The sequence below is a fragment of the Vibrio owensii CAIM 1854 = LMG 25443 genome (assembly GCF_000817815.1).
In the GTDB taxonomy this organism is placed as follows: Bacteria; Pseudomonadota; Gammaproteobacteria; order Enterobacterales; family Vibrionaceae; genus Vibrio; species Vibrio owensii.
Map to the genome: position 1 here is coordinate 37,754 of NZ_JPRD01000046.1, position 23,855 is coordinate 61,608.

The following is a 23,855-nucleotide window of genomic DNA, read 5'->3' on the forward strand; positions in this document are numbered from 1 at the left end:
GTCGAATGAGAATACTGATCCCATTATTACTTCTTTGTGTCTCAATGCCATCTTGGGCTGCGCGTCAATTTGATATTGAAGTAATTATTTTCAAGCGAGCAGTCGACGCTGAAAGCACCAGTGAATCATGGCCAAATGAACTGCCTAAGATCGAAATGAGCAATGTCGGCAGTTTAGACAGCGAATCTTACCGCCGTTCAAAAGGCGTAACCTTGCTACCACGTTCTTCTTTCCGTTTGAACGCCCAAGAATCCGCATTAAATAATCATGCTGGTTTCAAAGTGCTTAAGCACGTGGCATGGCGTCAAGGTGACCGAGGTAAAGCAAGCGCTCCTATTTTCCGCATCGTTGGTGGTCGCGATTTCTCAGGCTCTTACAACGCTGATGGTAGCCCAATCGGTAGTAGCTCTTCGCTAACAAGCGATGGTTACAGCGAAGAGAATGTGAGCGGTCCACTTTATGAGCTAGACGGCAAGCTACAAATTTATGTCCAGCACTACTTGTTCGCTGAAACGACGATGGATTTACGTGAACCGAGTGTTCGCGAAATCCACATCGAATCACAGCCATCAGATCAGCTGACAAATGAGTTGGGTGAAGTAGACGGTAATGTACAAGTCGGTAACTTGGCAGAAGTTTCGCCAACAGTGACCGAAGAGAAGTTCTTGAAGAGCTTCCGAATGGATCAAAAGCGCCGTATGCGCAGTAGTGAAACGCACTACTTAGACAACCCACTGATGGGGATGATCATTCAAGTTCGTCGCGTTCAATAAGGCACGAATTCAACAGAAAAGCGCAGCACTGGCTGCGCTTTGTTTTATCTAGAATCTCACATGGAAGTTGTATCGATTCATGGCACCAGATTTTGAAATCATAACACCACGCTTAGCGCTCAAACTGATTCCATCAGAGCAAGCACACTCATTACAACGTTTACTCGTTGAATCCCCTTCCCTACATCAATGGTTAGATTGGTGTGACGAGGACGTCTCTCTAAAAGATGCTCAAGATTTTCTATTGGCAACCCGCTTAAACTGGGTAAAAACCGAAGCTTTCGGCTTTGGGGTTTATGAACGAGAACACAACAACCTCGTTGGAATGGCAGCTGTGAATGAGCTATACCACACCTTCAACATGGCGAGCATTGGTTATTGGATTGCTGATCGCTATCAGCGCAATGGTTATGCTCACGAGGCAATTAGAGCACTGGCAGAGTTCTGCTTTGCCAAACTGAATTTAACGCGTGTAGAGATCGTCTGCGATTTAGACAACACAGCAAGTCAGGCGTTAATTGAGTCGGTTGGAGCTCAAAAAGAAACCATTGCGAGAAATCGCTTTATCTTTCACGGAAAACCAAAAGACGGCGTAGTGTACTCGCTGCTTCCTAGCGACTTAGAATGAAAAAAGCCACCGGCATGCGATGGCTTTTGTTTTATTTATCAATGGGTTACTTCATCGAATATTCGACGCAGAACTCAATCTTCAAATTAGTGCAGCTTCAAGTTTGGACGCAGTACGCGGTTGATACGGCCAACCAACATCATTAGGCCAGTCTTAATCACACCGTGCAGCGCCATTTGGTGCATGCGGTATAGCGAGATGTAAACCACGCGAGCAATACGACCTTCAACCATCATGGAGCCTTTAGTTAGGTTACCCATCAAGCTACCTACTGTAGAGAAGCGGCTTAGAGAAACCAAAGAACCGTGGTCTTTGTATTCGTACTCTTTTAGCTCACGGCCGTTAAGCATAGCAACGATGTTAGTGAACGCTTGGCTCGCCATTTGGTGTGCAGCTTGAGCACGTGGCGGTACAAATGAACCATCTGGTTGAGTACATTGAGCCAAATCACCGATAACAAAGATGTCGTCATCACGAGTGGTTTGTAGCGTGTTTTTCACAACAAGCTGGTTGATACGGTTCGTTTCTAGACCTGCGATGTCTTTGATGAAATCTGGTGCCTTGATACCCGCAGCCCATACCATGATTTGAGCAGGGATCTTCTCGCCGTCTTTCGTTGTCAGACCATCTTTATCGGCTTGTGTCACCATCGTCGCTGTGCGTACGTTTACACCTAGCTTAACCAACTCTTGGTGCGCCGCAGAAGAAATACGTGGTGGAAGTGCAGGAAGAATGCGCTCACCCGCTTCAACAAGGTTTACGTTTAGCTTGCTAGAATCTAGGTCACCAAAACCGTATGTACGTAACTCTTTCACTGCGTTGTGAAGTTCAGCAGATAGCTCAACACCCGTTGCACCCGCACCAACAATCGCGATATCGACTGTGCCGTTACCGTTTTTCGCGTGTAGCTTTAAGAACTCGTTGTTCATTTCGCTACGGAAACGGTGTGCCTGTTCTGGGCTATCTAGGAAGATACAGTTGTCACGAACACCAGGAGTGTTGAAGTCGTTAGATGTAGAACCAATTGCCATCACTAGAATGTCGTATTCTAGTTCGCGGCTTGGCATAAGAAGTTCGCCGTGATCGTCTTTAAGCTCACTAAGAATGATCACTTTACGCTCGCGGTCGATGTCTTGAAGGCTGCCCATTTGGAAGTCAAAGCTGTGGTTTTTCGCATGAGCACGGTAGCTCAGTGCATCCACACCTTCATCCAATGAACCTGTTGCTACTTCGTGCAATAGCGGTTTCCACAAGTGGCTCGCTTTACGGTCTACCAGTGTAATTTGCGCACGGTTCTTACGACCCAGAGTGCGGCCCAGTTTGGTTGCCAACTCAAGGCCACCAGCACCGCCGCCTACAACGATAATGCGTGTCACAATGTTATCCTCTACAAAAATGAATATATGGGTTCAGCTCGATGCTGACTCACAGTACTCTGCGGTCATACATCCAACCGATGAATTCTTTGGTCTCTAGAGGTGAGCTCACTTTTGGATAAACACCGATACCATCTTGTTTTTTGCTTATTCTTATTAGCTTATTGATGTGCATCGGTTTCTTGGTCTGAAATACACGATCTCAGACAAAAAATGGGCAAGTTTCTTACTCGCTCTCAATTTTTTTTGATATTTATCAAATTATTTTTACTGAGTTCATTATATAGGGCAATCTTTTGATGGCAACAAAAATCCTTACTCGAGATACGGATTGGCTAATTTTCGTCTGTTTGACGGTAACGTTTTCGTGCCACAAAAGGTTAAATCGATAAATCACGCCGATAAATCGATACAAAATGTAAAATTTTCCGGAATCAGTGCCGCTCGTTTGAGCACTAGTAGAAACAAAAACAGCACTTCGAAAAGTGCTGTTTAAACAAAATAAGTTTGTTCGCCCTAAAGCCAGTTAGGCGCTTTTGAATGCCTTCATCGCTTGCAGATGATGAGAGATCTTCTTGAACTTATGGGTTTGGGTTTCATCCCAAATGATTTCGTAGTGTTTATCCAGTTCTGCTGCGGTTTTTGAGTTGTCGTGGATTTCATCTTCTTTCGACAAAATCACCAAACAGCGCTCTTTGTTTTTCGCACGGAATTGCTCCACACATTTGGTCGCAATATCTTCGTACTCTTCTGGACGGTCAATACGCCCTGCCATCGTCTTCTCTGGATGCAAGTTCGGGTTGAACATCACTTGCTTAATGCCGCAAAGAAAACCGATTCGCTCTGACCAGTATGCGCCAAGGCCAACACCACAAATCAGTGGGTTTGGATCGTCCGCTTGGTCAATGACCTTAGACACTTCTTTCAATAAGTGCTGCATGTCATGCTTAGGATGAAGTGTGCTGTAGTTGATGAAACGAACGTCATCATCGATGAATTGCAATTGAAGAACTTTTTCGTGGTTACCCGGGCTTGTACTATCAAAGCCGTGCAAGTAAATAATCATGTGTACCTCTCCCTGTGACTTGCTGGTACTTCACTTTAAACTACCACTATTTCTTTATGGTTAAAGAGGAAAAAGTCATGAGTTATCAAAACAGTGATCTTCCATACATAATAAGTCTTTAAACTCACGAGCACTGTCTAAGTATTGTTCATCATCCCACAATTTGTAGGCCAATAAATACCAAAGCATCGCCATCATTCGAGTTCTTGGCATCCACGCTCTCACGCCTTCCAACCATAAAGCGACGTCTTCAATGCCACGAATCTGGCAATATTGTTCTACACCTAGTTCAATAGGCACATCGGCGAGTTGCAGAATCAGCGTCAAGTCGAGCCTTGGGTCCGCTAAGCCAGCGTACTCCCAATCGATCACTTTCACGCCCTCTTCGCCACGAACTAAGTTGTAACACCCAAGATCAAAATGACACAGCGCTGCAGGAACTTGCGCCACGCTTGGCTCAGAACGCCACTTTTGATAAAGCGCTTCGTACTCAGTGCCAACATACTGGCCACTCAGTTCCAACCAATAATGGTCGATGCGCGAAAGATACGAGAACGGTACTAGAGGAACTGCCGTTGCAGGATATTCATGAACCCTAGCAGCAATCGGTAATAGCTCTTCAATATCAATACCTGGCTTCGTCAGCGTTTCACCCGGCACCCACTCCACTAACAAACCTTGCTCATGTACAAAGACGGGCTTTGGACCTAGGTTGAGAGGGGTAATCGCATTGAGTACTTGATATTCGTTGTGACGAGAAATAGCAAAGGCCTTGCACACGTTACTGGTCGGTCGCCAGACGTAAGCAAGACCTTCTGAGGATTCCAACCGCCAACAGCGATTGGTAAGCCCACCAGTGACGGTTTGAACCTTCACTGGTGGTGATGCAAAGAAGCCATCAAGCGCATTTAAACTCGGGTCTAATTGTTTCGCTTGTTGCCAAGAAAACCACGCCATGAACGACTTTTCCACTTAGGTCATAAGACCAAACTGAATCAATTAAAGACCAAATAGGCTCTTAGATTGTTCTTTACGGATTTCCGTTTCATCCGCCCATTCGATCAGACCCGTTTCTAGATCCATTAGGCGCATAGTCATTTTGTAGTAAACGTCTTTGTCGCTGCCTGCGTTTTTCACGATGCTAGAAAGGTTACCGTAAAGCATGTATTGCGCACCTACCATTTTACCGAATTGGATTGCCGTGCTTTGGTTTACTAGCTCATCAGTGTTTTGGAAGTTAAGTTGCTCACGAACAGACTCAACACGATCCATGTCTACGAAACGGAACTTACCAGAGTTCAGCATCTTAGTAGAAATAGTGTCAGTGATAGACTCCGTATCGATGTGTTCGCTTGTCTTGTTCTTGATGCGCTCAACAAACACGATAGGACGTTGGTCACGAGTAATTGCTGCCACTGAACCTGACATCATCATGCTGTCTACCATTTCGCCAGCAATTTTTTGTAGATCCGTCGAGCCGAAGTCGATCGTTGTGGTTTCTGTCGCTTGCGCATCACCGTAAGAGACTTTGTTTGAACAACCACCCAGAATGACGGCAAGACCTAAAAGAGCAATAATACTTTTTTTCATGAGAGTTCCTTAGTTTGTGTTTCATTCCAAGGCGTCTCCACCTTGGCAAAGCAGCATAGCCGCCGAAATTGTATTACTCGAAACGAGTTAGTTATCTTGTGCTTCGCGAATTTGTACGCGGAATTGAGTCCCGTTAGGGTTCACCGTCACTTCAGACAAAGTCACTTGTTCAAATCCACGCACGATCATTTTGCGCCATGGCCCCGGTTTGGTATTCACCTCAAGACCAGTGTTGTCGTACCAGTAAAAGCGGTAAAGGATCTCTTGGTCACCTTTATAGTTACTGCTCAACTGCACAACGCCACGCGGACGGTCATCCACATAAGTCGTGGTAATGTTGTCTACCAACAGGCGACTACCCATGACGTTATCGTGGAAGAAAACCTTTTGGGTTTGCCCATCGATTCGGATACCAGCGGTGTTGTCAGCACAACCCGCTAAACCAATGATCACTGCCAAGCCAATAAGCCATGCTCTCATTACAACCTCCCTAGTTGTTTATGCCAAACTGTGGAATGCGATCCCTGACGAGATACCCAAACCAACGTTGTTTGCTGTGCTGGCACTTCGAATTGATACACCTGATCGCCAACGTTTAAGCTTTGCTGCCCCGGTTTCACGACTTTCGACGCCGTTTTCACCGTACCTGGTAGCGTCTGCCAACTTCTGGTATCAGGTTGTTCGGTTAATGTATTCCACACATTGAAAAGAATGTTGCCGACATCATCGCCTTTTGCCGCTTCTTTTCGGATTCTGTCTTTTGCCCAAACACGAATCGCTTGGCGAATCACAATCGTAGTCAAACGTTCGTGCAAATCGTTTTGCGCCATCGCGTTCACATCGGCCAATGTGCTTGAAGGTAGCTTGTTACCATTTAGCGCAACATCGCCAAAACGCTGTGTTCCACGTTTCGGGTAGTAAGGCAACGCAAGCGAGTAAATCGCACCGTCGCCTCGGCTATCATAAATCGGCAAATCAATGCGCCAACCTTGCAGCGCTTCCACCACGCCTTGCTCGTCTATCACGATCACGCGACCTTGTGACTTACTCAGTCCTGAAGGTGCTTTGCCGTAACGTTTTTCCAGCATACGAAGATCTTGACGCATGCCGAGTTTTTTCGCGGCATACATTGTACTTTCAATCACTTGCTTGTTATCTGGCATCACAGCGAGCGCGCGACGATAGTCTACGTACGCACTGTTCAAATCTCGTGACGCTTCATAAAGCAAACCAGAAAGGTAGAACAAGTAACCATTTTGCACTGAGCTAAGCTTCTTGCCTGCGTCTGGGTAGTTAGCTAACACGCTACCTAGGTTCGCTGACATACCTTGCTTCTTAAGATCCTTCTCTGCCTGCTTTAGTTCCTTTTCACGTGCTTTCTTTGCCGCTTCTTGCACTTGGTTTGCACGACGCATTTCAACCAATGCCCCTTCAAGGTCATTCTTTTGTAGGTAGTTCAGACCGAGGTACAAATGCAAAAAGCCGAGTTCATAGTCGGCAGGTTGGTATTCGTTTAGGTTGTCGTTAACGGCAAGAGACCCAACACTGGTCGCCGTTTCCGTTACAGAAATGGTTGCGCGATCTTGTTGTTTACGCACTGCACGATCGCTGTCTTCAAGTGAACTCAGGCTTTTTGGGTAGTCTTGGGCAAGAAACGAGATTCGACCTTGCTCAAAGTTGCCAAGTATATCGCCACCAACATCACTCGATTGCAGTTGCTCAGCTTTGGCATATTCACCCGCAACCACTGCCTGATAGACTTGTTTATTTTGGTCGCTGTAATGACTGAAGAGGTTGCCAGCGGACAAGTTTGCACATCCTGTAGCAAGCAGGACCCAGCTCATTAATCCGAATAGCTTCACACCATGTTTCACATTTATCTCCACAAATGTGTTGTTCGTCAGGAATAAAGAAGTGGATGAATCACTTCACCCACTTCTAATAGATTAGCTCAATACCATAGGACCTAAAGGACGACCGCCCACTAGGTGCATATGAATATGATAGACTTCCTGACCGCCATGTGAGTTACAGTTTACGATCAAACGGTAACCGTCTTCTGCAATGCCTTCTTCTTTAGCAAGCTTCTTCGCTACCGTGAACATACGTCCCATCATCGCTTCGTCTTCCGCTTCCACGTCATTTACTGTCGGGATCAGCTTATTTGGAATGATAAGGATATGGCTTGGCGCACGCGGATTGATGTCACGAAATGCCGTTACTAAGTCATCTTGGTAAAGGACATCTGCTGGGATTTCTTTGCGAATAATTTTGCTAAAGATGGTTTCTTCCGCCATGGGTACTCCATTTTATAAGGTGTGTAACCTATTTAGTATGCGCTAAGCCAAAAGCGAGCTCAATAAAAAACAGTGTTCACTTAACATTATCAATATAAGTCGTGACGTTGAAGCTTTTTTTGTCGTGTGCGTCATAAAACGTGCGTCGCAAACTCAATACAATCCAGTGAATTTTGTTACTTTTTTAAGACAATTCTTATTTATATTGTCTATTTTTGGGAGAGGAAGCTCACTTATGCGAGGTTCAGTTATTAAACGGATGTATGCAGGCTTCGCACTGATCATCGTCCTGTTTGCTGTCACGATTGCCATTATGATGGGGGGCATGAATGATATTCACGGTAAGTTTGAGACGGTATCTAAGTCTTCATTACCACTTGTTTCATTATCTAACCAAACCAGTGTTGAACTGCTTTCTGCAGACAAATCTTTTAAAGACTTCCTGACCACAGAGAATAAACAACGCATGGACGAGATGCGTCAGGAATTTGCCAAATCTCAACAAACCTTTGAAGCGACCTTGAGCCAACTTGAAGTCGCGAGCCAAATCTACCCTTCTCTTGCCGAACCTTTTTCTCAGCTTAAAGAACTTGAGCAGAGCTATTTTACTGAAGCAAAAGAAGCCATGAATAACTACGAAGCCATGTTCGCTGCACAAGAAGAAGTGCAAAAGTCTTCTCGTCGCTTCCAGCAACTTAACACTGAGCTTTCTGTTGGTCTGAAAGAGTACGTGGCGGACCAATCCAGTATCTCTGTAAAAGTGATGGCAAAGAGCTACTTCATCAAATTGAAAGATGCAGAAGTCATTACGTCCGATGCCTTAGCAAGCTCGAACCCTGAGTTTGTAACTGAAGCCGTAGCGAAAAACCGCAAGGCCGTCACACACCTCAACTACGCATTCCGTGGTTTGGTAACTCAACTTCCTGAGCTTCAAAAAGCTTTTGGTGAATCAGTAGAACAATTCACACGTGACGTCGGTATGCGTGGCGGTGTGTTAGACCAACACAACAACTACCTTTCGGCTCGTGCGGCGCTTTACAACAACATTGCGAACCTTGCCACCAAAGTTGACTCAAGCATGTCGATTCTTGAGCAGTTCACAACAACCGCAACAGACAAGCTCAACGAATCTTTAGCGGATGCAGGAGACATTTACTCAGCAGGCGTGACCAAAGCGATTGTAATTGCTGTGATTGTCGTTCTGTTTGCAACCGCCATCGGTTACCACATCGCACAAAGTGTCCGTGAGCCACTAACACGCATCTTGAAAGTGTTAGAAAGCCTGACAGAAGGCGACATGACACAGCGTATTGAAAACCGTCACAACAACGAATTTAGCCGCGTAAGTGGGCATATCAATACCCTTGCAGACAGTTTGCACAACATTCTTGTGAAGCTTAACGACGCTTCAGAAAACCTTGCTTCAACCGCTTCAACGAATGAGCAAACCTCTTCTCAAGCGCAAGGTCAGTTGAACTCACAGCGTGAGCAAACCGCAAATGTGGCGACAGCGATGACAGAGATGTCTCACTCGGTTCAAGAAGTCGCACAAAGTGCACAAGGCTCACTAGAAATGGTTCAGCGTGTAGAAACGGCTTCTGACCAAGGTCGCAACGTTATGAACAGTAACATCTCGACCATTAACCAGTTAGAAACGCGTTTGAATGAATCTGTGTCTGCGGTTTCTGAGCTACAGAGAATGAGCGGCCAAATCGGTTCGATTCTCGACGTGATTCGTAACATCGCTGAACAAACTAACTTGTTGGCACTCAACGCTGCCATTGAAGCCGCTCGTGCGGGTGAACAAGGTCGTGGCTTTGCGGTTGTTGCGGATGAAGTTCGCGTGCTGGCTTCCAAGACCACACAATCGACAACTGAGATTGAAGCAATGATCAGTAACCTTCAATCGAGTTCGCAGTCTGCTAGCCAAGTTATTCAGAGCTGTATGAGTGATATGGAAATGTCCGTTGAGCAAGCTTCAAAAGCAAACAGTTCAATGGAAGAAATCCAAGCGCTTATTATCGAAATCAGCCAGATGAGTACCCACATATCTCAAGCGGCAGCAGAGCAGAGCGAGACTTCAGCGGATATTGCGCGCAGCATTGAAGACATCAATAGCATTGCCGATCAAAGCTACCATGCGATGTCGAGCATTGCTCAAACTAGTGAATCTTTGACGCAATTAGCGCATCAGCAAAACGAACTGGTTCATCGATTTAAGCTATAAAATCCGCGGCCAAATTTAACGGATTTATTGCAACCAACTGTATAAGGGTGACTTTTTATTGAAGTCGCCCTTGTTTTTTATGAGCTGTGTCTACATATGGTTTATATGGCTTGCTCATCCCTTTTCTTTTCTCTTTTCGAGCAAGCCAAATAAGAAGGAAAACCTATGGCTGTTCATGTTGGTATTATCGACCAAGATCCAGTGAGATTAGTCACTCCTCTTTTGGATAATCGCACTGTAAGTACACATATCGTCTTCATCGGCGACAAGAGCCAATCCGATATGTACGAGCGACTGAGCGCAGTATTAGAGCAGCGAGAAATTACGTCTGAATTCTTTGAAATTCCTTCTGCAGTAAACACTTCTCTGATCAAACAATCTGTCCACAAATTGGCAAAAGACCTCCACGACCGAGGTGAAGAAGTTAAACTCAATGCAAGTTGTGGCCTACGTCACCGCCTGCTTTCCGTGTACGAAGTCTTCCGTACTTACCGTTGGCCTATCTTCGTAGTAGAACCAAACAGTGACAAACTGTGCTGGCTTTACCCAGATGGCAAAGAAGATACACAAGTAGAAGACCACATTACCATCTCTGATTACCTCACTATTTTCGGCGCACGCGGTGAATTCCACCACGTAGACCTTCCTCCTCAACTTGACCAAAAGCTTTACGAACTGGGTGAACGCTGGGCATCTAACGCACTTGAGCTTGGCCCTGGCCTTGCTACGTTGAACTACCTTGCAACCACTTGTCGTAAAGAGCAGAAGCTGGATGTTGAGCTTTCTGAGAAACAACAAGGCTATCGCGAGCTGAACATGCTGCTGACCGATTTGGTCGAGGCACAAATCGCGACATACGAAAATGGCGTGCTGACGTTTGCGGATGAAGACGCTCGTCGTTTCTCTAACGGTGAATGGTTAGAAACGCTAGTGCACAGCACTGTGAAGCAGATTCAAGACACCATGCCGACGATCCAAGACCGTTCATTGAACGTGCAGGTTTATCGCAAACTCGGTGAAAGCGAAGTTCGCAATGAACTTGATGTCGCAACAGTGGTGAACAACAAACTTCACATCATCGAATGTAAGACCAAAGGCATGCGCGATGATGGCGATGACACCTTGTACAAGCTTGAATCTTTGCGTGATCTGTTAGGTGGTCTACAAGCTCGTGCCATGCTGGTCAGCTTCCGTCCGCTGCGTCATAACGACATCACTCGTGCTGAAGACTTAGGGTTAGCACTTATCGGCCCAGACGAGCTGAAAGATCTCAAAACTCACCTAACTGCTTGGTTTGAAGCCGCAGGTGGTTCTGACGAAATCTAATCGTCAATATCGAACAAAAATCAAAAAGCAGCCTCGAGCTGCTTTTTTATTGCGTCAGATTTGTTGTATGAATACTCAGACAAAACTGCCAGATAGAAAAAACCAGAGGCGAACCTCTGGTTTTTCCCGTTTGTTTAAATGCCAACTAAATGTTGTGCTTAAAGCATCTTACGCGCTGCTTCTACTACAACTTTAATTGAGCGAGCTTCCGTTTCTTTCAGCGTTGAATGATCTGGAATCTCTTTTTGTGTACGGTTGATGATTACACCCGCCACACAACCTGCTTTCAGGCCAGAGCTTGCACACATGGTTAGCAGTGTTGCTGACTCCATTTCGAAGTTCAAAACGCCCATGTCTTGCCACTCTTGCATAGAACCTTGGAAGCGCTTAACAACACGACCAGAGAACGTATCGTAACGCTCTTGACCAGGGTAGAAAGTGTCACTTGAAGCAGTCACACCCATATGAACGGTTGCACCAGACTCTTCAACAGCTGCTTTCATTGCTGTTGCGATTTCGAAGTCTGCTACTGCTGGGAACTCCATTGGAGCAAAGTGTAGGCTCGCGCCGTCTAGACGAACAGAACCTGTAGTAACGATCATGTCACCTACGTTTACGTGTGGCTGGATTGCGCCAGTCGTACCAACACGTAGGAAAGTGCGAACGCCAAGCTGCGCTAGTTCTTCTACTGCGATAGACGTAGATGGACCGCCGATACCTGTAGAACAAACCACAACAGGTTTACCGTCTAGCTCTGCACGGTATAGCGTGTATTCACGGTGACTTGCTAGAAATACTGGGTTTTCCATTTCTTCTGCGATTTTTTGTACGCGCGCTGGATCGCCTGGAATGATTGCTAGAGTAGCACCATTAAGATCCGCTTCAGTAACACCTAAATGGAATACAGCTTGAGACATAAGTCGCTCCTTGTTGTGGCTTATTTTGTAAACAATAAGCTCATTAATAAGTTGTTGGGTACAGATGCACTGTAGCGAACCTTTCACCAACATTGAGTGATCACAGTCACAATGAAACAATGTAATAAATCTACACTTTCAAATAAAAACGGTTTAGATCACACTTTAATAGCCAAAAGATCATTTCGTTGCATACTAATGAGTGATTTGCCAAACGAATTATTCAGCACAGTGATTACCGTTTTATGGACACAAAAAAGCCCAAGACACAATTGCCTTGGGCTTCTTATTCATCGCTCAGCTGTTAACTGATTTATTTCACTTGTTTTGATTCAAAGCGAAGCAGACGCAGAGCATTCAGTGTAACTAATGCCGTTGCACCACTGTCGGCAAGTACCGCAACCCACAAGCCAGTAATACCTAGTAAGCTTGTTACCAAGAACACACCCTTTAGACCCAGCGCAAGTGCAACGTTCTGACGGATGTTATTCAGCGTCGCACGAGATAGCTCGATCATGCCTGCTAGCTCGATCAAACGGTTGTGAGTCAGTGCAGCGTCAGCCGTTTCAAGTGCAACGTCAGTACCACCGCCCATCGCAATACCAATGCTGGAAGCTTTCATTGCTGGCGCATCGTTAATGCCATCACCCACCATCGCGACAGTGTGCTGCGCTGAAATCTCTTCTACGTAGTGCACTTTGTCTGCTGGTAGCAAACTCGCTTTGTAATCAAGGCCAATTTGATTCGCAATTGCTTCGGCACTGCGAGGGTTATCGCCAGTTAACATCACTGATGAAATACCAAGCTTTTTCAGTGCAGCAACCGCTTGTTGAGCGTCTTGGCGAAGTGTGTCTTGCCACGCAATCAAACCAATAACTTCTTCATCGTGGCGAGCGATAACCACCGTCTTACCTTGGTCTTCCAACGCCACGACTTGCTGTTCGATGTCAGACGCGATGGCAAAATCGGCTTTCGATGGCGCAATCACTTGAACCAATTTGCCTTCAACAAGCCCTGTCACACCAGAACCAACCTGCGCCGTTTTGTCTGCCGCTTCAGGAATGTTGATGCCTTGCTCTTGTGCTTTGTTCACCAAAGAAATTGCTAGCGGGTGGCTTGAGCCAATCTCAATCGACGCCGTTAAGCTTAATAGCTGCTCTTCTGTTACATCGAGTGGAACCACATCAGTTACTTGCGGTTTGCCTTGTGTCAGTGTGCCCGTTTTATCGAATGCTACAGATTCAACACGACCCAGTAGCTCAAGCGCTGCACCACCTTTGATCAGTGCGCCTCGTTTTGCCGCTGCCGCCAAGCCAGAAGTGATCGCCGCTGGCGTAGAGATGACGAGCGCACATGGACATGCTATCAACAGCAATGCTAAGCCACGGTATACCCACGTTTCCCAAGGTTGAGCAAACAACAATGGCGGTGTGATGATGACTAATAGAGAGACAAGCATCATCAATGGTGTGTACCAACGGCTGAACTTATCTAGAAAACGTTCAAGTGGTGCTTTGCGTGATTCCGCTTCTTCAATCAAATGTAGGATGCGGTCAATCGCGTTCTCACCTTGGCGAGACGTTACTTTCACCTGCACGACTTTGTCGACAACCACGGCACCTGCCATGATTTTACCGCCTTCGTTGTGCTCTACCGGAACAGACTCGCCCGTTAACGCACTTTCGTCAAAGCTTGCCGCTTGAGTCATCAGTACGCCATCAGCTGGCATACGACCACCCGGCGCGACTTCAATCACGTCACCCGGCTGTAGTTGTGACGCAGGCACTTCTTGACGTTCGCCATCCACAATCAGAGTGGTATTTTCTGGAACGAGATCCATCAATGCTTGAACGCCGCTACGCGCACGAGATGATGCGTATGCTTCTAACTTTTCACCAATAAGGAAAAGCAATAGCACCATCGCCGCTTCAGCGGTTTCACCAAGGTATAGAGCACCCAGCGCCGCGACACTCATCAGCGTTTCAATCGCGAATGGCGTACCACTACGAGCTAACTTGACCGCCTTCATCGCAACCGGATACAAACCAAGCAAACACGTCAACGTGAAGAGCCACGTGCTGAAAGTTGGATGTAAATCAGAGATAAGACCGGCTAACGCCATCGCACCTGCGATAGACAGGATTTGAACATTGTCTTTCATAACGCCTAACCAACCTTTTTTCTCGGCTTTTGGTTTTGGCGCATCTGTCGAAGTCAGTGGGAAACCGGTTTGTTGAGAAACTTGCTCAATGACAGGCGCGAGTGCACGGTTATCAAAATCCACTACCAGTTTTTCAGTCGCGAATAAGACTTTAGCGTTCGTGACACCTTCAACAGAAGAAATGGCTTTTTCAAGTTTTTGAGCACAGGCAGGACAATCCATGCCTGACACTAACCAGCTATGGCGAATCGAGGATTCAAGGGGTTCGGCAGGGCCTTCATCTTCAAGAGAATCCGAGCTACAGCTTCCGCCACTGCAACAAGAATCCTCTGAAGTGATTACGCTTGCTTGCGTAATATTAAGAGCAGGTTTTGCCGGTGCGCAGCAAGAGTCGTTTGCACCTAGCGCCACCGCAGAGTTGATTTTGCCTGATTGGCAACCTTGATGTTTCGTACACATAATTCGCTTTCCTTATTGGTGATAAGTCTCTATCTACCGCTAAGAATAAACCTTAGAGCTAACTCCAAGGTCAAGCGTATTTATGTGAAATTAGGAAAATTTACGCTTTTTCCTCTTCCAAAGCGGTGGCGACCTCATCAATCAATACCGCATCGTGAGAACAGAAAGGCTGAGTATTAACGCAAGTGATGGCGGGATCGTCTTCCACCAAGTCTTCACCAAAGTTCTGCATCAGATCTTTGATGTGCTTGTTCAGCACTACCAGTGCAAGTAAACCAAAAACAATCGTACCCACTGCTTGGCCGTAAAGCACACCAAGAGCGCCATACCATTGAGAACCGAAGTAAACGAAAGGCAACGTGCCGATGGTCGCTTTGCCCAAATTCAACGCCGTTGAGTACAGCGGTTTACCAAGGTTATTGAAGGACGTGTTGGCGACAAACAAAGTACCATTGAACACAAACGTAATCGCCACATAGGTACAGAAAGCAGCAACAATAATCGCAGCGTCACCCGTTAGGCTGAACATGGCAACAATGTAATCTTGCAGGACGTAAAGAAGAGCACATACGGCGAGAGTATAAATAGTAGTCACCAGCAAAGAGTCGGTCAGAGTTCGCTTCACGCGATCCATCCGCTCCGCACCAAAGTTCTGACCAATGATTGGGCCGACCGCACCAGACAAAGCAAAAATCACCGCAAAACACACTGGAGTTAAACGCCCTATCACGGCAAAACCTGCCACAAAATCCTCACCAAATTGGGCAATGTGAGTGGTCACAATCGCATTACCAATCGGCGTAGCAGTGTTCGTAATAATGGCGGGCACGGCAATCGCCAAAATCGGCTTAAGGTTAATTTTAACGATATCGAGATTAGGGAATGAAACCAGCTTGTGCACTTTTACTAGTGGGTAAAGGGAGAAAGCCAATACCGTAAAACGCGCAATAACAGACGCCGCTGCTGCTCCTTCTACGTTCCATTTGAAGACGAAGATAAACAGCGGATCAAGAATCGCGTTAACAATACCACCTGCCAAAGTCGCCCACATAGAGCGCTTCGCATCTCCCGCTGCACGCAGTCCAGCACCGGCTGACATACCCAGTGCGAGTATCGGTGCACTTGGTAATAGAATATTGAGATAAGCTTCAGCACGCTCGGCAGCGACCCCTTCTGCACCTATGGCAGCTAATAACTCTGGGATGTGGATGAACATACCAATGGTAATGACCAAGCTGATCATAAAGGCCACCAGCATGATACTGCCACTCATCAACCTTGCTCGTTCAAAATCCTTTGCGCCAATCGCTTTAGAGACCAAAGCCCCCATAGCAATCGAAGTACCGATGGATGCAGAGGTTGAGAAAAAAATCAGCGTTCCTGCAAAACCGACAGCCGCAGCAAGCTCTACCTGCCCTAGCATACTGATGAACAACATATCGAGCAGATCGACGACAAACAGTGCCATCAAACCGACAGAACCAGCGCCAGACATCACTAAGATGTGGCGCATCGTAGAACCTTGGACAAACTTCGCGTCTTGCGTGGACATATTCTTCCTCAACGACAAAAAGACGCCGAGGCGTCTTTCGTCTTAATACTTATTGTTTTGTTCTTAAACGGGATGTTTGAAACATTCGTTCAGTGTTTTGCCGATGGCTCTTAAAACATCGCGTCTTGTAATCACACCAACGAGCTTATCTTTGTCATCCACCACCGGATACATCTTAGGTTTACCGACTTTCATCATGTCAGCTAATTCGATGATCGACATTTCAGGCGATACCGATAGCGCGTCTAAGTGCATGCACTCTTCTACTGTGTGTGTGTCCTGACAGTGGTAACTGGCTTTAACGAGTTTGTCTAAAAGGTCTTGTTCAGAAAGGAATCCGATGACTTTCTCGTTTTCGTCGATAACAGGCCCACCTAGAGTAACACTTTGCATCACCTTGTCCAAAGCCGCCGTCAACGACATGTTCTTGGTGAAAGTCACTGCCTGTAACGTCATGTAATCTTTAACTTTAAGTGAATGCATTCTTATCTCCTTAGCGGCACGTTTTTGCTGCCTTTAAGATAAGTGTCGTCTAATTTCTTGATTTTACTAAATGGAAATTAGCAATTTTATTTATAGGTGTAGTCTATTGATCTTTATCTGAATTGATACATAACGCAAAGCAATGAATACTAAGTTGCATATTTATTTAAAGTTCCATCGACCACCTGCTTGGCTGTGAGCAAAGAATATACAAAGCTTGAACATGGTTCGAGTCAGGAGTGAGTCAATATAAGAAGGGTGAAAAGAAATAACTAGCTATGCAGCAGAAACAAAAAAGCCAGCCTTAGATTTAGGCTGGCTTTCGATGCTATATCACGCGATTAAATTATGCGTTTTCCATTGAAGCGACGATGTCACGAGCTACCGCTTCGGCCACTTTAATGCCATCGATACCCGCAGAAAGGATACCACCCGCGTAGCCTGCGCCTTCACCCGCAGGGAAGAAACCTTTCAAGTTAATGCTCTGGAAGTCTTTACCACGCTTGATGCAAACTGGAGAAGACGTACGCGTCTCAACACCCGTCAGTAGACCATCTTCTGATGCAAAACCTTTGATCTTGCGATCGAATGCTGGGATTGCTTCACGAATCGCTTCGATAGCAAACGCAGGTAGCGCTTTTGACAGGTCAGTCAGTTTGATACCCGGAGTGAATGATGGCTCAACATCACCCAGTGCACTTGGATCGCGACCTTTCAGGAAGTCACCGATTTTCTGTGCTGGTGCGTCGTAGTTCTCGCCACCGAGTGTGTAAGCGCCCGATTCTAGTTCACGTTGGAAACGGATACCTGCTAGAGGATCACCTGGGTAATCAACTTCTGGAGAGATGCCCACTACGATTGCGCTGTTCGCGTTACGCTCTGCACGAGAGTATTGGCTCATACCGTTGGTTACTACGCGACCTTCTTCAGAAGTCGCCGCAACAACAGTACCACCAGGACACATACAGAAACTGTAAACCGTACGGCCATTCTTACAGTGGTGAACCAATTTGTAGTCTGCCGCGCCAAGAATTGGGTGACCTGCGTTTGGACCAAAGCGTGCTTCGTCGATCATCGACTGTTTATGCTCGATACGGAAACCAACAGAAAACGGCTTCGCTTCCATGTAAACGCCACGGTCGTGCAGCATTTCAAAGGTATCACGAGCACTGTGACCTACCGCTAGAACAACGTGACGAGATTTAATCTCTTCACCGTTTGATAGCGTTACGCCTGTGATTTGGCCATCTTCCATATGCAGATCGTCAACACGAGTGCTAAAGCGGATCTCACCACCTAGCTCGATGATTTTCGCGCGCATCTTCTCGATCATAGTAACCAGTTTGAAGGTACCGATGTGTGGCTTACTTACGTATAGAATTTCTTCTGGTGCGCCTGCTGCTACAAACTCAGTGATCACTTTACGACCGTAGAAGTTTGGATCTTTCACTTGGCTGTAGAGCTTACCATCAGAGAAAGTACCCGCGCCGCCCTCGCCAAACTGTACGTTTGATTCTGGGTTTAGTGTGCGCTTACGCCAAAAGCCGAACGTGTCTTTAGTACGCTCACGTACTTCTTTACCACGCTCAACGATGATTGGGTTAAAGCCCATTTGAGCCAAAACCAAGCCTGCAAATAGACCACAAGGACCAAAACCGATCACCACTGGGCGTTCTGTTAGGTTCTCTGGTGCTTTCGCTACAAACTTGTATTCCATATCTGGTGTTTGGCGAACGTGCGGATCTTTTTCAAATTTCGCTAGCAACGCTTCTTCATCACCTTCAACGATGATATCTAGCGTGTAAATAAGATGAATATTGGTTTTCTTACGAGCATCGTAGCCGCGTCTAAAGACATTAAAAGAGATAACTTTCTCAGCAGCAATGCCAAGCTTTTTAGTAATCGCGTCCAATAGCGCGCCTTCCTCATGATCAAGAGGAAGTTTAATTTCATTAATACGAATCATGTGATGTCTCGTTATGGTAGGTGTCTTAGCCAGAACTGCTATTTTCTCCTCGTTAATATCAAGGGTGAAAAAGCAGTCAGCTCACAATGGCGCGCATTTTACGAGAAATTGATTTGTCTGTCATACTAAATCCAAGTTGCGCGGCGGAATTAACGTAGCGAATGTTGAATTTTGCCTTGGGATGAGTATTATCCCCATTCTTCAATTTTGACTAACTTAAGAGCTGATTATCATGGCGTTTGTCGTAACCGATAACTGTATCCAATGTAAATACACTGACTGTGTCGCGGTATGCCCTGCTGATGCCTTCCACGAAGGCCCAAACTTTATGGTAATCAACCCGATTGAGTGCATCGACTGTGGTTTGTGCGTGGACGAATGTGCCGCAGCCGCCATCTTCCAAGAAGACGAGCTTCCAGAAGATCAAGTGATCTACAAAGAGCTCAACGCAGAACTTGCAGAAATCTGGCCGGTACAAACTGAAGTGAAGCCAGCAATGGATGAAGCGGAAAAGTGGAACGGCGTGCCAAACAAGTTGGACATGCTAGAAAAATAAGCGCATTAAAACGAAAAAAGCGTAATGAACCTCAACTTGAAAAAGTCTGGCTCGTTACGCTTTTTTTGTATCTATGATTCGTTGCTGCGATTAGCTGTGTTGACGACGCATGTTATCCAGAATAATACCTGTCGCCATTGCCACGTTTAGAGACTCAGCACCGCCAAACGCTGGAATGGTAATCTTGTCGGTCACAAACTTCGATGCCGCTTCACGCACACCGTGAGATTCACTGCCCATCAACAAAATGCCTTCTGCTGAGAATTCCGTCTTGTGCACACTCTCGCCTTCAAGGAAAGCGCCATACACTGGCAAATTTGCCTCTTCTAGGTAGCTTGGTAAATCCACTAGGCTCACTTGCACGCGACCAAAGCTGCCCATGGTTGCACTGATGGTTTTTGGGTTGTATGGATCGGCACAATCTGTACTCGCGATGATGTGCTTGATACCGTACCAATCCGCTACGCGAATGATCGTACCTAGGTTGCCCGGATCAGAAACGCCATCCAATGCGATCATCAAGCCTTTTGCCTGAGGCACTGTTACGTTTGGAATTTCAACCACAGCAATGGCTGCATTGTTGCTCACCAGCGTACTTGCTTTAGTTAAGTCATCTAGTGACGCTTCAATACACTCGAAGCCATTTAGTTCTTGGTTGTGCTGCTCTAGAAACTCAGCAGTCGCAAAAATCTGCTTTACCATGAGTGAGCTGTTCGCCAATTCCAGTACGTTCTTTTCACCTTGAACCAGAAATAAGCCGTGCGCTTTACGCTGCTTCTTTTGACCTAAAGCACGCAGCAGTTTTAGTTGGTTTTTTGAAATCATGAAAATATCCCAGATGAAAGTTGGTGAAGTACCAGATGAAAACGGGGGGATTATAGAGTAAACCTTCGCACAGCTAAAGAGATGCCTTGCTTGAGAGAAAAGAAAAGCCCGCCAAGCTATCACTCTCGGCGAGCTTTAGGTATCTGTCGCTTCCCTATGCTGAAAGAATCGACATCACCATTCTTAAACGACTTTGGTTTTCGTCATCTCTTTGATACCAGACAAAATGAACGTCGGCAGTGAAGACACAAGAATCACACCAAATAGGTGACCAGCACTCAATGCCTCGGTGTTAAAGATCAACTGACCAAGACCGGTGTAAATCACGCCAAGAGACAGCGTCGCCGAGACCGCGACAGCACCCAATAGGTATTTATTGGTGAACGGATTCTTACGGTATAGCGAGTTAAACGTACGCGAGTCAAACAGGTGCCATAGCTGAGCAAAAATCAGCATTGCGAACGCCATTGTTTGTGCATACTGCGCGCTTTGACCACTGCTCAGTGCCCAGTTGAACGCCAAGTAGCTCATACCGCCCAATGCCAAACCGCGTGTCACAATACGTGTACCCAGATGGTCGCTGAAGAAGCTTTCGTTACGCTTACGCGGCTTACGCTCCATCAGATCTTTCTCTTCAGGTTCTACACCTAATGCCAGCGCTGGCAGACCATCTGAGACTAGGTTGATCCATAGAATCATTAGCGGCGTAAGTGGTAGAATCGCCTCTGGCCCCATCATCAAGAAGGCGAACAAGATAACCGAGACTTCACCCACGTTCGCCGTCAGTGCTTGACGAATAAACTTACGCAAGTTATCGAAGATCTGACGACCTTGGCGCACGGCTTTCACGATTGTGCTGAAGTTGTCATCCAGTAGAATCAAATCGCCCGAGTCTTTGGCTACCGATGTACCGGTGATACCCATTGCAACACCGATGTCCGCACGGCGAAGAGCTGGCGCATCGTTCACGCCGTCACCTGTCATCGCTGCCACTTCATTATTGTGTTGCTGAGCTTGAACAATGCGCAGCTTGTGTTCTGGTGTTACACGAGCAAAGACGGCAACTTCCGGACAGATTTTGCGTAGCGCTTCATCATCCATTTCATCCAGTTGTGCACCCGTAATGACCAAGTCTTTTTCACTGCGAATAATGCCGATTTCACGTGCAATTGCCGCTGCAGTAAGTGCATGGTCACCAGTGATCATCACCGTGCGAACGCCTGCGTTATAACAGCTTTCTACTGCGTCGCGAACTTCTGGACGTGGAGGGTCCATGATTCCGTACAAACCAAGTACGGTCACATCTTTTTCTAGCTCAGTAGGATCACGCTTGAGATCATCTTCAGTAAGCTCTTTATAACCTACTGCCAAAGTGCGAAGCGCTTGCTCTGCAAAGTCCTGAATTGCCGCTTCGTAGTTCGCAATCACCTCTTCTGCTGGGCTTGCTGCTAACGCTAAGCTGCCTGTCGACATCGTTGGTGCTGTAGGTAGCTCACCACCGTCGACCATAAAGCCAGAGGCATTGCGCAACACAACATCTGGCGCGCCCTTAATAGCAAGGAAGTGCTTACCATCCGGTCCTTTGACAATCACTGACGCCATCTTACGTGCAGAATCAAACGGGAACTTCTCAACGATAGAGTAACCGCCTGTCGATAACATGTCTGATTGCTCCAGACCCGCTTTTGCCGCTGCAACAATCAATGCGCCTTCGGTTGGGTTACCACGCACAGACGAGTTATCGCCATTTTTGATGTATTCCGCATCATTACACAGGGTCGCAACCACTAAGCCTTTCATCATCTCTGGGCTTTGCTTCGCATCAACCGTGTGGCCTAGCGGCTTAAATTCACCCTCAGGGCTAAAGCCTTTGCCCGAAACTTCCCAGTAACGACCACTTGCATCGTACGCTTTCATTACCTGCATTTGGTTCTGTGTCAGCGTACCGGTTTTATCTGAACAGATAACCGTGGTGGAACCCAGCGTCTCAATCGCAGATAGCTGTTTCGCCAATGCGTTGTTCTTCACCATACGTGTTGAGCCCATGGTCAAAACAATTGAGATAACTGTTGGCAAACCTTCTGGAATCGCCGCTACCGACAACGAAATACCCGTGTTCAAGATCTCCAGCCAAGGCATACCGTGATAAAGGCCAATACCACAAACCACAGCAACCACACCTAAAGCCGCGACCATCAAGGTTTTCGCGATGGTATCCATACGCTCTTGCATTGGTGTTTTGGTCTCTTCGGTGTTTGCCATCATGTCCGCAATATGGCCAACTTCGGTCTTCATGCCAGTGCTGACAACCACACCTAAGCCTGTACCAGTAGTCACAATGGTGGTCATAAAGCCCATATTACGCTGATCACCAAGGCCGACGGTTTCGTCTTCAATCACCTTAACGATTTTATCAACCGGCTCAGACTCACCAGTAAGTGCGGCTTCATCTACCGCAAGACGGTTCGCTTCAATGATGCGCACGTCCGCAGCAAGGATATCGCCCGTATTAATCTTTAGAATGTCACCCGGCACAATGTCACGTGCCAACACATCAACCCATTCGCCATTACGACGAACTTGTGCCGTTGGCGCTGCCATTTCGCGCAGCGCTTCCATGCCCTTCTGAGCTTTAAATTCTTGCCAAAATGCGATGATGGCATTGATGAAGATGATCACCGTGATGGCAATCGCATCCACAAGGTGACCAGTAAAGAAGGAAACAATCGCACCAATACCCAGAATGAAGATCAATGGGTTCTTAAATTGGTGTAGGAATAGCTCAAGGGCAGATTTGCCTTCTTGCTCTTGTAGCTCGTTTTTGCCGTGTTCAACCTGACGCTGCTCTACTTCTTCCGAAGTCAAACCTTGCTCAGTTGATACATTAAATTGAGTCAGTGTTTCTTCAACCGACTCAGTAAACCACTTTTTAGTCATGGGGGTCTCCAAAAAGCATTCAAGCGACATCAGTACAATTTCAAACTGATAAAAAGCATTCGCTGAATAGAATTGAGTTAAATCGCCTCGCTAGTCACCGTCTCACCGTTTATTTTCATTTTGAATATTTATCAAGAATCTATTCAGTGTTATGCCAGCGAGTAAAAATAACCTACCCGAACCGATGAATACTTGTAATTAACTTTCAGATAGGCAGATAGCGAATGCGGACGAATCTTTGACCCCAATCAATCTCGATTTTATTTTGCCATACAAAAGATCAATCAAGTGTAAACAAACATGAATAAGACCCCGATTAGACTGAAAAAACACTTCATTTTTCCCGAAAAGTGTAATTTTTCTACAAGATGGTTTTATTAAGAGTGGCTAACAAGCGTGACAAAAATGCAAACTATCCGAAAAGATTTGCAAGGGAAGATAGAAAAATTGCTAATAAATAATGACCAAATTTAGCTAGTCGAAATACATCACATTCGAGTTATGCAAATAGCATATTTATTCAACTTAACAACAAAGAGAAACCACAAGAGACATGGCTGAATACTGCATACAAATTTGATTGTGAGTAATGAGAAGCCACCAGCTAGACGAATAGCCAGTTGGGAGAATGGGATAAGATCTAAGAGAGTGTTTTATAGCGCAGAAACGAAAAAGCCTCGCTGTATAAGCGAGGCTTTTAAAGTCGCTAAAACCAT

The 23,855-nt window shown here is 46.2% G+C and carries 19 protein-coding genes; 5 read left to right on the plus strand and 14 right to left on the minus strand.

Annotation, left to right across the window (positions count from 1 at the left end):
- Positions 1 to 5 precede the first annotated feature (5 nt).
- Positions 6 to 773: a peptidoglycan binding protein CsiV gene (locus tag H735_RS21830; protein WP_005437502.1), complete on the plus strand. Its 768-nt coding sequence runs from the start codon at positions 6 to 8 to the stop codon at positions 771 to 773.
- Between the two features lie 79 nt (positions 774 to 852).
- Complete coding sequence (locus H735_RS21835) at positions 853 to 1,401, plus strand: GNAT family N-acetyltransferase (RefSeq protein ID WP_020195034.1); 549 nt, start codon at positions 853 to 855, stop codon at positions 1,399 to 1,401.
- 86 nt (positions 1,402 to 1,487) lie between these two features.
- On the opposite strand, the gene H735_RS21840 is transcribed toward H735_RS21835, so the two are convergent.
- From H735_RS21840 to hinT, 7 genes are all read right to left on the minus strand, one after another.
- Positions 1,488 to 2,777, minus strand: a complete 1,290-nt coding sequence (locus H735_RS21840) for an NAD(P)/FAD-dependent oxidoreductase (RefSeq protein ID WP_020195035.1) — start codon at positions 2,775 to 2,777, stop codon at positions 1,488 to 1,490.
- A gap of 526 nt (positions 2,778 to 3,303) precedes the next feature.
- Positions 3,304 to 3,843: an alpha/beta hydrolase YcfP gene (ycfP, locus tag H735_RS21845; protein ID WP_005437506.1), complete on the minus strand. Its 540-nt coding sequence runs from the start codon at positions 3,841 to 3,843 to the stop codon at positions 3,304 to 3,306.
- 75 nt (positions 3,844 to 3,918) lie between these two features.
- Entirely contained in the window at positions 3,919 to 4,800 is an 882-nt protein-coding gene (thiK, locus tag H735_RS21850) for a thiamine kinase (protein ID WP_020195036.1), read from the minus strand.
- Positions 4,801 to 4,842: 42 nt separating this feature from the next.
- Entirely contained in the window at positions 4,843 to 5,433 is a 591-nt protein-coding gene (gene lpoB / locus H735_RS21855; RefSeq protein ID WP_005431666.1) for a penicillin-binding protein activator LpoB, read from the minus strand.
- An 87-nt stretch (positions 5,434 to 5,520) separates the two neighbouring features.
- The gene (locus H735_RS21860) at positions 5,521 to 5,913 is read right to left on the minus strand and encodes a YcfL family putative periplasmic lipoprotein (RefSeq protein ID WP_005437509.1); all 393 of its coding nucleotides are present in this window, start codon (positions 5,911 to 5,913) and stop codon (positions 5,521 to 5,523) included.
- On the minus strand, positions 5,913 to 7,307 hold the full coding sequence (locus tag H735_RS21865; RefSeq protein WP_020195037.1) for a COG3014 family protein: 1,395 nt from the start codon (positions 7,305 to 7,307) through the stop codon (positions 5,913 to 5,915). Before H735_RS21865 ends, H735_RS21860 begins: the two co-directional genes overlap by 1 nt.
- A gap of 72 nt (positions 7,308 to 7,379) precedes the next feature.
- Positions 7,380 to 7,730 carry a purine nucleoside phosphoramidase gene (gene hinT, locus H735_RS21870; RefSeq protein WP_005437511.1) on the minus strand — a complete coding sequence of 117 codons (351 nt, stop codon included), beginning with the start codon at positions 7,728 to 7,730 and terminating at the stop codon, positions 7,380 to 7,382.
- 235 nt (positions 7,731 to 7,965) lie between these two features.
- On the opposite strand from hinT, the gene H735_RS21875 reads away from it, so the two are divergent.
- Together H735_RS21875 and H735_RS21880 are read left to right on the plus strand one after the other, a co-directional pair.
- Positions 7,966 to 9,957 (plus strand): methyl-accepting chemotaxis protein, encoded by a 1,992-nt coding sequence (locus H735_RS21875; RefSeq protein WP_027726603.1) that lies wholly within the window; start codon positions 7,966 to 7,968, stop codon positions 9,955 to 9,957.
- A gap of 165 nt (positions 9,958 to 10,122) precedes the next feature.
- Positions 10,123 to 11,283 (plus strand): DUF1887 family protein, encoded by a 1,161-nt coding sequence (locus tag H735_RS21880; protein ID WP_020195039.1) that lies wholly within the window; start codon positions 10,123 to 10,125, stop codon positions 11,281 to 11,283.
- Between the two features lie 158 nt (positions 11,284 to 11,441).
- On the opposite strand, the gene udp is transcribed toward H735_RS21880, so the two are convergent.
- The 5 genes from udp to H735_RS21905 form a co-directional block, all read right to left on the minus strand.
- Positions 11,442 to 12,200, minus strand: coding sequence for a uridine phosphorylase (gene udp / locus H735_RS21885; protein WP_005437517.1), 759 nt, complete (start codon positions 12,198 to 12,200; stop codon positions 11,442 to 11,444).
- Between the two features lie 313 nt (positions 12,201 to 12,513).
- Positions 12,514 to 14,820: a zinc/cadmium/mercury/lead-transporting ATPase gene (locus tag H735_RS21890; protein WP_020195040.1), complete on the minus strand. Its 2,307-nt coding sequence runs from the start codon at positions 14,818 to 14,820 to the stop codon at positions 12,514 to 12,516.
- 100 nt (positions 14,821 to 14,920) lie between these two features.
- Entirely contained in the window at positions 14,921 to 16,372 is a 1,452-nt protein-coding gene (locus H735_RS21895; protein ID WP_005437521.1) for an MATE family efflux transporter, read from the minus strand.
- Positions 16,373 to 16,435: 63 nt separating this feature from the next.
- A complete protein-coding gene (locus tag H735_RS21900) occupies positions 16,436 to 16,855 on the minus strand; it encodes a CBS domain-containing protein (RefSeq protein ID WP_005437523.1) in 420 nt (139 codons plus the stop codon).
- Between the two features lie 346 nt (positions 16,856 to 17,201).
- On the minus strand, positions 17,202 to 18,821 hold the full coding sequence (locus H735_RS21905; RefSeq protein WP_009707141.1) for an NAD(P)/FAD-dependent oxidoreductase: 1,620 nt from the start codon (positions 18,819 to 18,821) through the stop codon (positions 17,202 to 17,204).
- 232 nt (positions 18,822 to 19,053) lie between these two features.
- On the opposite strand from H735_RS21905, the gene fdxA reads away from it, so the two are divergent.
- Complete coding sequence (gene fdxA / locus H735_RS21910; protein WP_005431654.1) at positions 19,054 to 19,377, plus strand: ferredoxin FdxA; 324 nt, start codon at positions 19,054 to 19,056, stop codon at positions 19,375 to 19,377.
- 90 nt (positions 19,378 to 19,467) lie between these two features.
- Here fdxA and H735_RS21915 read toward each other — a convergent pair whose 3' ends face one another.
- Both H735_RS21915 and H735_RS21920 read right to left on the minus strand, forming a co-directional pair.
- Positions 19,468 to 20,202 carry an RNA methyltransferase gene (locus tag H735_RS21915; protein WP_020195041.1) on the minus strand — a complete coding sequence of 245 codons (735 nt, stop codon included), beginning with the start codon at positions 20,200 to 20,202 and terminating at the stop codon, positions 19,468 to 19,470.
- A gap of 183 nt (positions 20,203 to 20,385) precedes the next feature.
- Positions 20,386 to 23,139: a cation-translocating P-type ATPase gene (locus H735_RS21920; protein ID WP_020195042.1), complete on the minus strand. Its 2,754-nt coding sequence runs from the start codon at positions 23,137 to 23,139 to the stop codon at positions 20,386 to 20,388.
- Positions 23,140 to 23,855 lie beyond the last annotated feature (716 nt).